Annotated in this window: 14 protein-coding genes; 3 read left to right on the forward strand and 11 right to left on the reverse strand. The window is 53.8% G+C overall.

Annotated elements, in window-relative coordinates:
* Nucleotides 1-43: 43 nt before the first annotated feature.
* From rhtC to pldA, 3 genes are all read right to left on the reverse strand, one after another.
* Nucleotides 44-664 (reverse strand): threonine export protein RhtC, encoded by a 621-nt coding sequence (gene rhtC, locus SK34_RS22810; protein ID WP_003828942.1) that lies wholly within the window; start codon nucleotides 662-664, stop codon nucleotides 44-46.
* Nucleotides 665-727: 63 nt separating this feature from the next.
* A complete protein-coding gene (gene recQ / locus SK34_RS22815; RefSeq protein ID WP_003017915.1) occupies nucleotides 728-2,557 on the reverse strand; it encodes an ATP-dependent DNA helicase RecQ in 1,830 nt (609 codons plus the stop codon).
* Between the two features lie 88 nt (nucleotides 2,558-2,645).
* Nucleotides 2,646-3,515: a phospholipase A gene (gene pldA / locus SK34_RS22820; protein WP_003017916.1), complete on the reverse strand. Its 870-nt coding sequence runs from the start codon at nucleotides 3,513-3,515 to the stop codon at nucleotides 2,646-2,648.
* A gap of 165 nt (nucleotides 3,516-3,680) precedes the next feature.
* Here pldA and yigI point away from each other — a divergent pair, with 165 nt between their 5' ends.
* Both yigI and rarD read left to right on the forward strand, forming a co-directional pair.
* On the forward strand, nucleotides 3,681-4,148 hold the full coding sequence (yigI, locus tag SK34_RS22825; protein WP_003017917.1) for an acyl-CoA thioesterase YigI: 468 nt from the start codon (nucleotides 3,681-3,683) through the stop codon (nucleotides 4,146-4,148).
* A 51-nt stretch (nucleotides 4,149-4,199) separates the two neighbouring features.
* Entirely contained in the window at nucleotides 4,200-5,093 is an 894-nt protein-coding gene (gene rarD, locus SK34_RS22830; RefSeq protein WP_003841213.1) for an EamA family transporter RarD, read from the forward strand.
* A 73-nt stretch (nucleotides 5,094-5,166) separates the two neighbouring features.
* Here the strand turns inward: rarD and corA are convergent, their stop codons facing one another.
* The 8 genes from corA to lptM form a co-directional block, all read right to left on the reverse strand.
* Nucleotides 5,167-6,117 (reverse strand): magnesium/cobalt transporter CorA, encoded by a 951-nt coding sequence (gene corA, locus SK34_RS22835; protein WP_003017920.1) that lies wholly within the window; start codon nucleotides 6,115-6,117, stop codon nucleotides 5,167-5,169.
* Between the two features lie 153 nt (nucleotides 6,118-6,270).
* A complete protein-coding gene (gene ysgD, locus SK34_RS25060) occupies nucleotides 6,271-6,327 on the reverse strand; it encodes a YsgD/CorL family protein (RefSeq protein WP_212723238.1) in 57 nt (18 codons plus the stop codon).
* Nucleotides 6,328-6,475: 148 nt separating this feature from the next.
* On the reverse strand, nucleotides 6,476-8,638 hold the full coding sequence (gene uvrD / locus SK34_RS22840) for a DNA helicase II (protein ID WP_003017922.1): 2,163 nt from the start codon (nucleotides 8,636-8,638) through the stop codon (nucleotides 6,476-6,478).
* 64 nt (nucleotides 8,639-8,702) lie between these two features.
* Nucleotides 8,703-9,419, reverse strand: coding sequence for a 5-amino-6-(5-phospho-D-ribitylamino)uracil phosphatase YigB (yigB, locus tag SK34_RS22845; RefSeq protein WP_003017925.1), 717 nt, complete (start codon nucleotides 9,417-9,419; stop codon nucleotides 8,703-8,705).
* Entirely contained in the window at nucleotides 9,419-10,321 is a 903-nt protein-coding gene (gene xerC, locus SK34_RS22850; RefSeq protein ID WP_003841210.1) for a tyrosine recombinase XerC, read from the reverse strand. The genes yigB and xerC overlap by 1 nt, the downstream gene beginning before the upstream one ends.
* Nucleotides 10,318-11,025, reverse strand: a complete 708-nt coding sequence (locus tag SK34_RS22855) for a DUF484 domain-containing protein (protein ID WP_048234251.1) — start codon at nucleotides 11,023-11,025, stop codon at nucleotides 10,318-10,320. The genes xerC and SK34_RS22855 overlap by 4 nt, the downstream gene beginning before the upstream one ends.
* Nucleotides 11,022-11,846: a diaminopimelate epimerase gene (dapF, locus tag SK34_RS22860; RefSeq protein ID WP_003017933.1), complete on the reverse strand. Its 825-nt coding sequence runs from the start codon at nucleotides 11,844-11,846 to the stop codon at nucleotides 11,022-11,024. Before dapF ends, SK34_RS22855 begins: the two co-directional genes overlap by 4 nt.
* Nucleotides 11,847-11,895: 49 nt before the next feature.
* Nucleotides 11,896-12,099 carry an LPS translocon maturation chaperone LptM gene (gene lptM / locus SK34_RS22865; protein WP_003017937.1) on the reverse strand — a complete coding sequence of 68 codons (204 nt, stop codon included), beginning with the start codon at nucleotides 12,097-12,099 and terminating at the stop codon, nucleotides 11,896-11,898.
* Nucleotides 12,100-12,286: 187 nt separating this feature from the next.
* Here lptM and SK34_RS22870 point away from each other — a divergent pair, with 187 nt between their 5' ends.
* On the forward strand, nucleotides 12,287-14,296 hold the full coding sequence (locus SK34_RS22870; RefSeq protein ID WP_048234292.1) for a hypothetical protein: 2,010 nt from the start codon (nucleotides 12,287-12,289) through the stop codon (nucleotides 14,294-14,296).
* Nucleotides 14,297-14,343: the final 47 nt, after the last annotated feature.

Consider the following 14,343-nt stretch of genomic DNA (forward strand, 5'->3'; position numbering starts at 1 on the left):
AACAGGGCCGGACGCGCTAACGCTTATCCGGTCTGGAACAAACTTAGCGCGAAATAATCAGGTGGATGCCGAAACCCGCGAACAGCGCCCCGGCAAAACCGTCAATCCACTTCGCCAGGCGCTGATAGCCACGACGCATCTTCGGCAGCGCAAACAGGCTGGCGACCACGGTAAACCACGCCAGCGTTTCCACGATAATCAGAGCAAAAATCCCCCAACGCGCGCCCGTTCCCACGTTATCGCCAACGAACAATGAGAAGACGGAGCCAAAATAGATAATGGCTTTAGGGTTCGCCAGGTTGGTCAGCAGACCTTTCAAAAAGCTGCGTCCGCTCTGCGCCAGCTCCACCTGCGGAGTGGGAGCTGCAACATCCTGTTTTTTAAACGCGCCGCGCAGCATCTGGTAGCCCATCCAGCACAGATACAGACCCCCACCGACCATAATAATGGTGTGCAGCCAGGCCATTTTTTCGATAATCAGATGCAGGCCGAGCAGTGCCACGCCAGCCCAGACCATGACGCCACAGGTAATACCCAGCACGCCCATCATCGCTTCTTTGCGCGAACGGCTAACCGCAGTTTGAGAAACAAAAAAGAAATCGGGACCGGGGCTCATCAGCGCAACGATATGCACCAACGCAACGGTGAAAAATAGCGTTAACATAAAAATGACTCGCGGGGGAATAGTTCAGTGAGTCACCATCCTGGCACTTTTTTGCCCGGCTGACTACTCTTCGTCGTCACCATCAACATGTGCGCGAATAAGCGCCATAAACTCTTTGCCAAAACGCTCAAGTTTACGCATTCCCACGCCGTTGACGCTCAGCATTTCACTCGGTGAAACCGGCATTTGTTCGGCCATTTCAATCAACGTAGCGTCGTTGAACACCACGTACGGCGGGATGTTCTCTTCATCGGCAATGGCTTTACGCAGCTTACGCAATTTGGCGAACAGTTTGCGGTCATAGTTGCCGCCGAAGGATTTCTGCATCGCGCGCGGTTTCAGCGCCACAATACGCGGCACGGCAAGCTGTAGTGGAACGTCACCGCGTAGCACCGGACGCGCGGCTTCGGTTAACTGTAACGCGGAGTGATGAGCAATATTCTGCGTCACCAGGCCCAGGTGAATAAGCTGGCGAATAACGCTCACCCAGTGTTCGTGGCTTTGCTCGCGACCAATGCCATAGACCGGCAGTTTGTCATGGGCCAGTTCGCGAATACGCTGGTTATTCGCTCCGCGCAGCACTTCCACGACGTACCCCATGCCGAAGCGTTGGTTAACACGGTAAATCGTCGACAGCGCTTTACGCGCATCCATGAGTCCGTCGTACTGTTTTGGCGGGTCAAGACAGATATCGCAGTTACCACACGGCTCCTGACGCCCTTCGCCAAAATAGTTCAGTAGCACCAGGCGACGACAGGTTTGCGCCTCGGCAAATGCCCCCATCGCATTGAGCTTATGCCGTTCGATATCCAGCAGTTGCCCAGCGGGTTTCTCTTCGAGGCAACGGCGTAGCCATGCCATATCAGCCGGATCGTAAAACAGCATCGCTTCCGCCGGTAGACCATCACGCCCGGCGCGGCCGGTTTCCTGGTAATAGGATTCGATATTGCGCGGAATGTCGAAATGCACCACGAAGCGTACGTTAGGTTTGTTGATCCCCATACCGAACGCCACGGTCGCCACCACGATTTGCAGGTCGTCGCGCTGGAATTTCTCCTGCACCTCGGCGCGTACGGCATTTTCCAACCCGGCATGATAAGCCCCGGCGCTGATGCCACGGCTTTGCAGACGCGCGGCAGTGTCCTCGACTTTAGCGCGACTGTTACAGTAGATAATGCCAGACTTACCGCGCTGCTCTTGCACGTAGCGCATCAGCTGATCGAGCGGCTTAAACTTCTCCATCAACATGTAGCGAATGTTCGGGCGGTCAAAGCTGCTGATCTGAATTAACGGGTCGTTGAGTCCCAGCAGACGCACAATGTCCAGCCGGGTTGTCTCATCCGCGGTCGCGGTCAGCGCCACAAACGGCAGGGTTGGAAAACGTTGGCGCAACTGTCCCAGCGCCGCGTATTCGGGGCGGAAATCATGCCCCCACTGCGAAATACAGTGCGCTTCATCAACCGCCAGCAGCACCGGATTCCAGTGCGCCAGATGCTCAAGGAAGTTATCCAGCATCAGGCGTTCGGGCGCAATGTACAGTAAGCGAATCTGTCCTGTACGACAGCCTGCCATCACCTCAAGCTGCTGCTCACGACTTTGAGTAGAGTTAAGGCACGCCGCCGCCACGCCGTTGGCCAGCAGTTGATCGACCTGATCCTTCATCAAGGAAATCAGCGGAGAAACAACAACGGTGAGTCCGTTTAGCAATAATGCGGGAATTTGATAGCACAGGGATTTACCGCCGCCGGTCGGCATAACGACCAGGCAGTCGCGACCAGAGAGCACGGTATCAATGATTTCTTCCTGACCAGGGCGAAACTGTTGGTAGCCAAAGGTTTCTTGCAAAACCTGTTTAGCGCCCATTTCCAGATTCAACACTTCCGCCTGCGCCACATTAACCCCATTAGCCTGAAATAAAAACAGGCGCTATTTTCAGCGCCTGAGAGAGAAACTGCAATGATTAAAATACTCTCAATACTTATCAGAAGATATCGTTGAGCATCACGCCCACACCAACACGGGTCTGATTGAAGTTATAGTCAATCAGCGATTCGCCGTAACCGCTGTAAACCTGGGTGTAAAGACGCACATGCTTCGTAATGGGGTAACTGACACCCAACTCAGCGCCGCCGTAACCGGTATTCCAGTTGTACTGACCTTTCGCACTTAAGACGGCGTCACCGAGGTGATAACCCAGTTTGAGCTGATAGTAGCCCATATATTTTGTGATATCCGGGTTATCATCAGTGCTGCCGATGACGTACCACGGCTTAACTTCCACCAGCCAGTTACCGTTTTCAGCCATCAGGCGAGTATAAAGACGGTTCCAGCTACGTGAAGTGGGATCGGAGCGGCCGTTGGAATCATGGTTATAGCCCATTTCGACATCACGAAGCGTCCAACCGGCAAAGCGGTAGTCGGTGGCGAAACCGAGGAACAATTGCGGTTCGTAGTTGGTTTCGCGAAACGGTGAAGACTCTTCACTGTTAGAAAGCTGCCACCAGGATTTCTGGGTATAGGAGCCGCCGAGTACCGAATTTGGGCCTAATATCCCGCGCCACAGCGGAAACGCCAGGCTTAGCTGAAACTTAACCTCATCTTTGCGCGCATTTTCGGACCAGCTATAGCTGCTGATCGCCTCTTTGTTCATGTCGCTGGTATTGGTGTAGATAAGATAGTTAGTGTCATAAGGATAAAGCGTGAAAGGGTTGTCATGTTCCTGCAGCATGTTGGCGATAATACTGCCACGAACCGCCGGTGCATCATGAATCTCTTTCACTGTCGCTTCCTGCGCATACGCGGTCAACGGCAGCATGACTGCTGGTAGTAACCATCCCAAAATCGCCCGCATCGGTACTGTTCTCCTGAACCAAAATATTGATGAATTGTATAATTATCTGGCAAGTATTCTACATACTTAGCGAGTTCCTCGTTAGTTATCCCGTCCTAAAGTAGAAAACAACAAATAATAAGCATAATATCAACATTCCATTAACTATTAAGATGTAGGGATCATATGTCTGCCGTACTTACTGCTGAGGAAGCGCTGAAGTTAGTGGGTGAAATGTTTGTCTATCATATGCCGTTTAACCGGGCGCTGGGACTGGAGCTTGAACGCTATGAGAAAGAATTTGCTCAATTAGCCTTTAATAACCAACCGATGATGGTCGGCAACTGGGCGCAAAGCATTTTGCATGGCGGCGTGATCGCCTCGGCGCTGGACGTCGCCGCCGGACTGGTGTGCGTTGGCAGTACGCTAACCCGCCATGAGACGATCAGTGAGGACGAACTGCGTCAGCGGATGTCACGCATGGGAACCATCGATTTGCGCGTTGATTACCTGCGTCCAGGGAGAGGGAATCGCTTTACCGCCACCAGCAGCCTGCTGCGGGCGGGTAATAAAGTCGCCGTGGCACGCGTGGAACTGCATAACGAAGAACAGCTTTATATTGCCAGCGCAACCGCCACTTATATGGTGGGGTAAGCAGCCAAAAAAAGGTAAACTGCTGTTACATTTCTGCAATGAGTTTTCCCGATGGATGCTAAACAAACGCGGCAGGGCGTGTTACTCGCTCTTGCTGCTTATTTTATTTGGGGTATCGCACCTGCCTACTTCAAGCTGATTTACTATGTCCCGGCGGATGAGATCCTGACGCACCGTGTCATCTGGTCATTTTTCTTCATGGTGGTGCTGATGAGCATCAGCCGCCAATGGTCGGGTGTCAAAACGCTGCTCCAAACGCCAAAGAAGATCTTCCTGCTGGCGCTCTCGGCGGTGCTCATCGGCGGAAACTGGCTGCTGTTCATTTGGGCGGTCAATAATCACCATATGCTGGAAGCCAGCCTCGGCTATTTTATTAACCCGCTGGTGAATATTGTGCTGGGAATGCTTTTCCTCGGCGAACGCTTTCGTCGCATGCAGTGGCTGGCGGTACTGTTAGCCGCATGCGGCGTGCTGGTACAGCTGTGGACCTTCGGATCGCTGCCAATCATCGCGCTGGGACTGGCGTTCAGCTTTGCGTTCTATGGCCTGGTGCGCAAGAAGATTGCGGTCGAAGCACAAACCGGCATGCTGATCGAAACCCTGTGGCTTTTACCCGTTGCAGCCATCTATCTGTTTGGCATTGCCGACAGCCCAACCAGCCATATGGGGCAAAACCCGATGTCGCTCAATTTGCTGCTGATTGCTGCGGGTGTCGTGACCACCATTCCGCTGCTGTGCTTTACCGGCGCGGCAACCCGCCTGCGTCTGTCGACGCTGGGTTTTTTCCAGTACATTGGCCCTACGCTGATGTTCCTGCTGGCGGTAACGTTCTACGGTGAAGTACCGGGTGCGGACAAGATGGTCACTTTCGCGTTTATCTGGGTCGCGCTGGCGATTTTCGTGATGGATGCGATTTATACGCAACGACGGGTTCGTCGGAGCTAGGGGATTGCCGGATGGCGCTTCGCTTATCCGGCCTACAAAAGCACATCACCGTAGGCCGGATAAGTCACCGCCATTACAGCCAGTTCTTGCGCTTAAAGTACAGATACGGCGCCAGACCGGCGAGCATCATAAAGACAATCGCCCCAGGATAACCAAAGCTCCAGTGCAGTTCCGGCATGAACTCAAAGTTCATCCCATAGCTGGACGCCACCAGCGTCGGCGGCAGGAACACCACAGAAACCACCGAGAAGATCTTGATGATGCGGTTCTGCTCGATGTTGATAAAACCCATCGCCGCCTGCATCAGGAAGTTAACCTTCTGGAACAGCGATTCATTGTGCGGCAGCAGAGATTCGATATCGCGCAGGATCTCACGCGCCTGCTCCAGCTGACTGCCCGGCAACCGCGCTTTACGCACCAGGAAGTTCAGTGCGCGTTGGGTATCCATCAGACACAAGCGTACCTTCCAGCCGATATCTTCCAGTTCCGCCAGCGTCGACAGCGCTTCGTCATATTCATCGCCCTGACGCCCTTCCATGATCACACGGCTGAGTTTTTCCAGGTCGCTGTAGATGTTTTCGATCTCATCCGCCAGCTGTTCAATTTTGGTTTCGAACAGGTCGAGCAACAGCTCGTAGGCATTGCCATCCACCATAGCCTGGTTACGCGCACGCATGCGGTACAGGCGAAAGGCCGGCAATTCGCGCTCACGCAGGGTAAACAGACGGCCTTCGCGAATAGTAAATGCGACGGTTGAGTTACCCGCGTGATCGTCGGCATCTTCATAAAAGAAGAAGGAGTGAATGTGCAGACCGTCTTCGTCTTCAAAAAAACGCGCGGATGCTTCGATGTCTTCCAGTTCAGGGCGCGTAGCCAGATTCTGGCCCAAGTCCTTTTGCACACGGTTTCGTTCTTCGTCATCCGGCTCGACTAAATCGACCCAAACCGAACTGGCCAGGTGCTCGATCTCGTCTGCCTCAAGGCGAGTTAAACGATTGTTTTCCAGTTGAAATGCGCTCAGCATGACCGGGACTCCCAATGCAAAAAATTATCGGACAGTTCGGAGGGCACACAGAAACAAATTGGGTTTCAGACCATTAAACAGCCTGACTCAGCGCGACGGGAAAAACAGAAGGTCGCTGACAACCGCGAAGGCTATCAGCAAAAAGGGATAGCCTTAGGAGTTGATCCTGGATGACAGGATAATGAGCCAGTATCTACTGGGTGTGTCCAAGGCGAATGTCCTCTTAGCGTAATCGTGCGCGCATGTTACGCCAGCAAAATTTTGACGTCAACACGCAACGAAACGCTAGCCTGGATAAATTACCTGCTCATCAGTAAGGCTAGCAGATCGTTACAAAATAATGATATTTTTCTGAAAGTTATACCGTTTCCAGTCGGGCATAGGCCGCCACCAGCCATTTGATCCCCTGCCCCTGGAACGCGACCTGCAAACGACTGTGCTCGCCGCTGCCTTCCAGATTGACAATGGTGCCCTCGCCAAACTTGGCATGGCGTACGCGCTGGCCAAGCTTATAGCCGGTATCGTTTTCCGCCATTGGCGTGCCCATTCGCTGATGGCTTACCGGGCGGCTGACCGTGGCGCGCAGACGTACCTCTTCAACACACGCTTCCGGCAGTTCACCAATAAAGCGCGACGGGCGATGGTAAACCTCTTTGCCGTACAGACGACGCGTTTCGGCGTAGGTCAGCGTCAGCTTTTGCATCGCGCGGGTCACGCCGACGTAGGCCAGGCGGCGTTCCTCTTCGAGACGTCCGCCTTCGTCCAGCGACATCTGGCTGGGGAACATGCCTTCTTCCATGCCGACGATAAACACCTGCGGGAACTCCAGACCTTTCGCCGAGTGCAGGGTCATCAGCTGAACCGCATCCTGCCAGGTATCCGCCTGCCCTTCGCCCGCCTCCAGCGCGGCGTGAGACAGGAACGCCTGCAACGGCATTAAGTCTTCATCTTCCTCGTTGTAGCTAAACTGGCGCGTTGCCGTCACCAGTTCGTCTAAGTTTTCGATACGCGTCTGGCCCTTCTCGCCTTTTTCCTGCTCGTACATCATGCGCAGGCCGGAGTCTTTAATCACCCGGTCAGTTTGCACGTGCAGCGGCATATCGGCGGTCTCCTGGGCCAGTGCGTCAATCAGCTCCATAAAACGCTGTAAGGCGCTGGCAGCGCGCCCCGCGAGGGCTTTTTCCTGCAACAGCTCACGACAAGCCTGCCACAACGTTAGCTGGCGGTCACGGGAGGTCTGACGCACCACATCTAAAGTACGATCGCCAATCCCGCGGGTCGGTGTATTCACCACGCGCTCAAATGCGGCGTCGTCATTGCGATTAGCGATCAGGCGCAGGTAAGAGAGCGCATCTTTGATTTCCTGGCGTTCGAAGAAGCGCATCCCGCCATAAATCCGATACGGCATGCTGGCCTGTAACAACGCCTCTTCCAGTACGCGCGACTGGGCGTTGCTGCGGTACAGAATAGCGCATTGTTCAAGCGCGCCGCCGTTGTCCTGCCAGGTCTTGATGCGGTTAACCACAAAACGCGCTTCATCAAGTTCGTTGAACGCGCAGTAAAGCGAGATCGGTTCACCGTCGACACCGTCGGTCCACAGCTTTTTACCCAGACGCCCGTTGTTGTTCTCAATCAGGGCGTTAGCTGCGCTGAGGATATTGTTGGTCGAGCGGTAATTCTGCTCCAGACGAATGGTTTCTGCGCCCGGGAAATCGGTTAGGAAGCGCTGGATGTTTTCCACCTGCGCCCCGCGCCAGCCGTAGATCGACTGGTCGTCATCACCCACGATCATCACTTTACCGGTATCGCCCGCCAGCAGGCGGATCCAGGCGTATTGAATGTTGTTGGTATCCTGAAATTCGTCCACCAGGATATTGGTAAAGCGTTCGCGATAGTGCTGCAGGATATGCGGCTTGTTGAGCCACAGTTCATGGGCGCGCAGTAGCAGCTCGGCGAAATCCACCAGCCCGGCGCGATCACACGCTTCCTGGTAAGCCTGATACACTTTCTGCCAGGTTTGCTCAACCGGGTTGCCATAGCTCTGCAGATGGTGCGGGCGCAGCCCTTCGTCTTTCTGACTATTGATAAACCACATCGCCTGACGCGGCGGCCACTGCTTCTCATCCAGGTTCATCGCCTTGATCAGGCGCTTGAGCAGACGCAGTTGGTCTTCGCTGTCGAGGATCTGGAAATCCTGCGGCAGGTTGGCATCCATATGGTGCGCGCGCAGCAGACGGTGCGCCAGACCGTGGAACGTCCCCACCCACATACCGCCCTGGCTGGTTCCCATGATCTGACCAATACGGTGGCGCATTTCCGCTGCCGCTTTGTTGGTAAAGGTTACCGCCATAATCGAATACGGCGAGTTGTTCTCTACCGTCAGTAACCAGGCGATACGGTGCACCAGCACGCGCGTTTTACCACTCCCCGCACCTGCCAGAACCAACATGTTGCTGCGTGGCGCGGCCACAGCCTGGCGCTGTTCGTCATTGAGGCTATCGAGCAGGTAAGAAACGTCCATTGGCACCGCCGGAATCAACAGGGCCCAGCCGGACCCCTGGGAATTTATACAGAGTTGTTGGTGATTATATCAGCGAGGTCAGAGATGCCAACTGTGAAATTTCGATATGCGGCAGCAAACGGCTGTCAGCGGTGTGCATCAGGTCGGCATTTTCCGGTTTGATCCAGCAGGCCTGCATACCACAACGGATAGCGCCCGCGACGTCTGTCGTCAGGTCATCACCCACATGCAGGATCTCGCCCACAGGCATTTTCAGTTTTTCCGCCGCCAGCGTGTACATGTCGCTGAACGGTTTTGATCGTCCGTCGGGACCGGCGCGCAGCACAAACTCAAAGTAATCACCCAGGCCAAACAGTTCCGGCTGCGCGTTACCGTTGGTGATCGCCACCAGCGGCCATTTGCGAGCCAGCGCTTTCAGCGTGTCATGCGTCGTCTGTGGGACTTCAATGCGGCTACGCCATTTGGCAAAATTCATCATCGCCGCATTCGCCCCCATTCTGGCTTCTGCCGCTGACAAACCCGCCTCCAGCATAGCGCGTTCTACGGCCCGGTGACGCCATTGGGTAACATCGTGATAGATTTCCGGCTCGGCGTCACGAACGGCCTGACGCAAGCGCTGTAGGTCGCTATTTTGCAGCGAATTCAACGCCGGATGGTAATTCTGTACAAACGCGAGCGCTTCCTGCTCGGTGCGTGTGATAACGGGACGGTTATCGTAAAGGGTGTCATCAAGGTCAAAGGTGAGCGCAGAAATGCGCCCCAAAGGCCGGTAAAAACGCATTATTTCCCCCGTTTGGCGCGCGGATGCGCCGCATCGTACACTGAAGCCAGGTGTTGAAAATCAAGATGGGTATAGATTTGAGTTGTGGAGAGATTGGCATGACCCAATAACTCCTGCACTCCGCGCAGATCGCCGCTCGACTCCAGCATATGCGTCGCAAAGGAGTGGCGTAATTTGTGGGGATGTACGTGGCTGTTCAGCCCCTGCTTGATACCCCATTCAGCAAAGCGTTTCTGCACGTTACGCGCCGAGATGCGTTTGCCCAGTTTTGACAGAAATAGCGCATCGTCATCGCAGCCAAAGAGTCCGCGTAGATCCAGCCAGTGCTCAATCCACGCCACCGCATTGCGGCCAATCGGCAGGCGACGCTCTTTACTGCCCTTACCCATCACCCACACTTCGCCGGTGTCGAGATCGAGATGTTTAATATCCAGCCCAACCAGTTCAGATAAACGCAGACCCGCGCCGTACATCACTTCCAGCATCGCTCTATCACGCACGGCAAGGGGGTCGTTGAGATCGATATCCAGCAGACGATTAACGTCGTCGACATCGATATTTTTAGGCAGATGACGCGGTGCTTTCGGCGCGGAAACGCTTTTTGCCGGATTGGCTTTCAGTTCGCCCTGATTAACCAGCCAGTCGAAGAAACTGCGTAACGCGGAGAGACGCAGTGCCAGACTCGCCGGCCCCAGTCCTTTACGACGGCTGCGAACAGCAAAACTGCGGACCATGAGCGCATCACATTGTTGCCAGCTTTGCAGACCGGTCTCTCCGGCTAACGCAATGATGGCATCAAGCTGACGCTGATAATTAAGCAAGGTGATCGGGCTAAGCTGACGCTCAACGCCCAGATAGCGCAAAAAGCGCGCCACATCCTGAGAAAGGGGTGAATCGGTCATACGCGTTCAATCCAGCGCTCTAGCAGCTCCGGCAACATCAGCGAGATTTCCTGCAGCAATTGCGTGCCTTGCCCCTGCTGGTAATGATTAACATCACGACTGCTAAACAGCATCACGCCAAGGGATCCATCCTGCCCGAGCATCGACATCGCGACTGAGCCTATGGCTTTCGCCTCCGGCATCATGACCAGCAATTCAGGACCATTGAGCGGCCCAAGATAGTGCTGCGACTGGCCCAAACGCTGGATACGCAACGGTTCAAAAGCCTGACGGCTTAATGCCAGATGGGTGAATTTTGAGGGCGCGCCTAGTCGCCAGCGATCCGGGAACAGACGAACCGTCGCTCCGGCCAGCCCTAACTCACGCGCCCAGCGATGCAAGCGCATCAGCATATCGTCAAGGCTGCTGGCCGCCACCAGACGTCCTTGCAGATTTAACAGACGATAGAACAGGCTTTCATTGGCGTTGGCCTGTTCCATCAACAGCGCCATGTTCTCTTCCAGCACGTTAATATGATTACGCGCCCGCGCCATATGCCATTCCACTAAAGAGACCGTGCCCCGCACTGGGTGCGGAACTCGCATCGCTTCAACAGCCTGGGCATTACGGATAAAAAACTCAGGATTACGTTGCAGATAATCGACGACCGCCCGATCGTCGAGCTCCATGAGCGTTTCCTGTAGTTCTTCCCCTGGTTGCTTCATAAGTGAATAAATCCGTCGTAGACATGTGCCGCCGGGCCAGTCATATACAGCGGATGACCCGGACCTTTCCAGGCGATATCAAGTCGACCGCCCGGTAATTCCACCCTCACTTCTTCTGCCAGCAGCCCCTGCTGGATACCGACTGCAACGGCGGCGCATGCACCGCTGCCGCAGGCCTGCGTTTCACCCGCGCCGCGCTCATAGACGCGCAGTCGGATATGCTCACGTTTTACCACCTGCATAAATCCGATGTTGGCGCGTTCAGGGAAGCGTTCATGGCTTTCCAGAACCGGTCCCAGTGTTTCTACCGTGGCCGTATCAACATCATCAACCTGAATCACGCAGTGCGGGTTCCCCATTGAAACCACGCCGCACAATACTGTCTGTTCGGCCGCGCGCATAATATAGGTCTTCTCTGCTTTGTTAGCGCGAAAAGGAACCTGCGAGGGTTCAAAATTGGGTTCGCCCATATTCACCCGCACCAGCTCGTCGTCGGTTACGGTTAATACCATACGACCATTCGCTGTACTGACGCGAATATCGCGCTTATTGGTCAGCCCTTTCAGGCGAACAAAACGGGCAAAACAGCGGGCGCCATTGCCGCACTGTGACACTTCACTGCCGTCGGCATTAAAAATACGGTAGTGGAAATCCAGCTCCGGATCATACGGAGGTTCAACCACCAGCAGTTGATCAAATCCAACGCCGAGATGTCTGTCGGCCAGGCGGCGGATCAGCTCTGGTGAGAAAAAGACATTCTGCGTTACCGCGTCGACGACCATAAAATCGTTGCCAAGGCCATGCATTTTAGAGAATTGCATCATTCACTCCGTTCACGCGGGTACAGAAATGTAAAATCTATTCCTGCCGTTAGTAATTCACCTGAGAAGGCCCATCACTAATCCCACGATCGTTTTTCTCAGGCGTGGTGGATTGCGATTGCGGCTGAACGCTCTTGGTCGGAGGCGGCGCGGTTTTATCAGCTGGTGGGAAATAGAGCGGGCCTTTTAGCCCACAGCCCGTCAGGCTGAACAGAGTAAAAATGACAGCGAGTGGCTTTAACACGTTTTTCATTATTGATGGCCTGTAAAGTTCATGCTTTCTGTTTTCTATCATCGCAGGAGAAGGCGTAAAAGCAAGCGTTTAGCATACCTTTATGGAGTCTGAAAAACAGCGGATCGTCATGATTGTAACGTATTCAGGTCAGGGAATATGGTTTGCTGAGGGCTTTCTAAGTGGAGTTACTCGCCTGGATGGCTTTATGCAAAATCGCAACATATTTTGTCTTTTGTCTCTTTCTCTTTTACTTTCACCTGCATGGGGATGTCGGCTGGACGAACCAGAACACAATATTTACCAAAGGCACGAAAACGGCGTGATATACCTGCGTCCCTACGAAGAAACTAATCTTTCGCTCCCTGGAGTGAATTACAAGCGCCTGCGTCGGTTACCCGATTTGTTAATTGACCCAACAATGCAGGAAGACGGGGAAAAAGAACCTCCACTAACGGATCTGACGACTGACTACCTCTATGAGGGCGCGCAGGCCTGGTTTCCCCATTATTCGTACCACAGTGATGGTCGCTATGTCCTCTATGCTGGCAAGGTTGTGCAAAACCCGCCAGGTACTCCACCTCTCGACGTGGCCTCATTCCGGGTCTGGGGTGACCTTGCTGCTGATAAAAACAGCCTCTATTACAAAGGCGAGCGCACGGATGATAACCACGGTGAAAATCATGCCGATATCAAAACGCTGCGTAAAATAACATTCGACGGCGCATGGCAACCTGACTGGCTGGGGTTGATTTTACGCGACGATCGCTACCTGTATGTCAACGGACATCGCCTCGTCGATCCCGACAGTTTTACCGTACTGGCGCAAAAACCCTGGTATCGGCATGGAAACTTTTCCTCCGCATTTAACCCCTGCGTCGCCGTATCTTTCGGACCCTGGGATACGCTAAGCCGTACCCGCACAAAAATTATGATCAACGGTGAACAGTTGAATGCCAACCCGGATACCTTCACCGTCGTGCGCTGGATACCCGACGCATTGCTGACCTGGCGCGACAAAAACGGTCAGTTCCGTCACGTCCTCAATCAGGATAACCTGGACAGGCTTGCGCACCCGGAAAAACACTGCGCGGCGTTTAGTCTGCTGGAAACGCAGGTTTTGTGGCGTAAAGGCCCGGATTGCCAGCAGGAAGAAATTCCCCATCTTGATCCGGAACAGTTCCATCCGCTCAGCAGCACTGTGGCGCAATATCAGGACAAGCTGTATGCCATCAGAAAAACGGAGTTCGGCGAAAACAGGCTTGATGTAATAACGCTGGACAACCCTAATCTGATTATTGATAAGCGATTTAACGCTGGCAGACATCATGGCTACCTGCTCAACAAGTCATATGTTGATGGTGAAGAGCAGGATGGGCTACAGGTATTCGAGTCCGCAGGCCCGTTGATTTTACTGGATTATCACGCTCCTGATGAGCGAGAAGCGCATCTTGGCGACAGCCCGCATGACAAAAAGTGGTACGCCCGCGACGATCGCTATGTCTACGCCTTTGATGGCCAACAACTCTGGCGTTACCCTACGCCCAACCCCAAAGCCGTACGCGTAAAATGGCAAAAACAACAATCCGGATATGGCTACTGGGCCGAGTTTAACGGCGGGGATCTGGATGGCGATTTGTTACAAAATGGCGTATTTATCCCGACAGGGATACCACGAGTTCCCGGCGAGGAAACCGCGCAAATACCGCCGGAAACGAATGATGATTCCTTTGATATCGGCAAAACAGTGGTTCGCTGGCGCAAAGCGCTCTCACCCGACGCCCAGTGGAGCAACTGGCAAACTATTCCCAACATTGATCCCGGCCAATTCAAGCGAGTTAACGCTCGCATCGCGCAATATAAAAATCAGCTGTATATTGTGAAGCTATCGCCTTTCGGCGAAGACCAGATGGAAATACTGGAACTGGATACCGTTGCCCCTTTCCTGAACCAGAAAATTAACGCAGGAAAAGAGCACGGCTATTTTATGCGTGGTCACCAACAACATCAGGACATTCAGGTCTTTGGCCTCAACGGGTCGCTAAAAATCACTGAGCGTTTCGCTTACGATAATGCTTATGTTTATACATGGATTGGCGACCAGCTTTATCGCACCGCCTCTCCATGTCCGGGAGAAACGCGCAACCTGGATCAGAATATGTTCACCAGCAATGAAGACATCATCATCATCACAAAGGCCAGTGAATGCAAAAAATAATGCCGTAACGCTGTTTTGAGGTTAGCGCTTCCCTTTATACTGCCGCT

Origin of the sequence: Citrobacter sp. MGH104 (genome assembly GCF_001034485.1) — a bacterium.
GTDB lineage: Bacteria > Pseudomonadota > Gammaproteobacteria > Enterobacterales > Enterobacteriaceae > Citrobacter > Citrobacter freundii.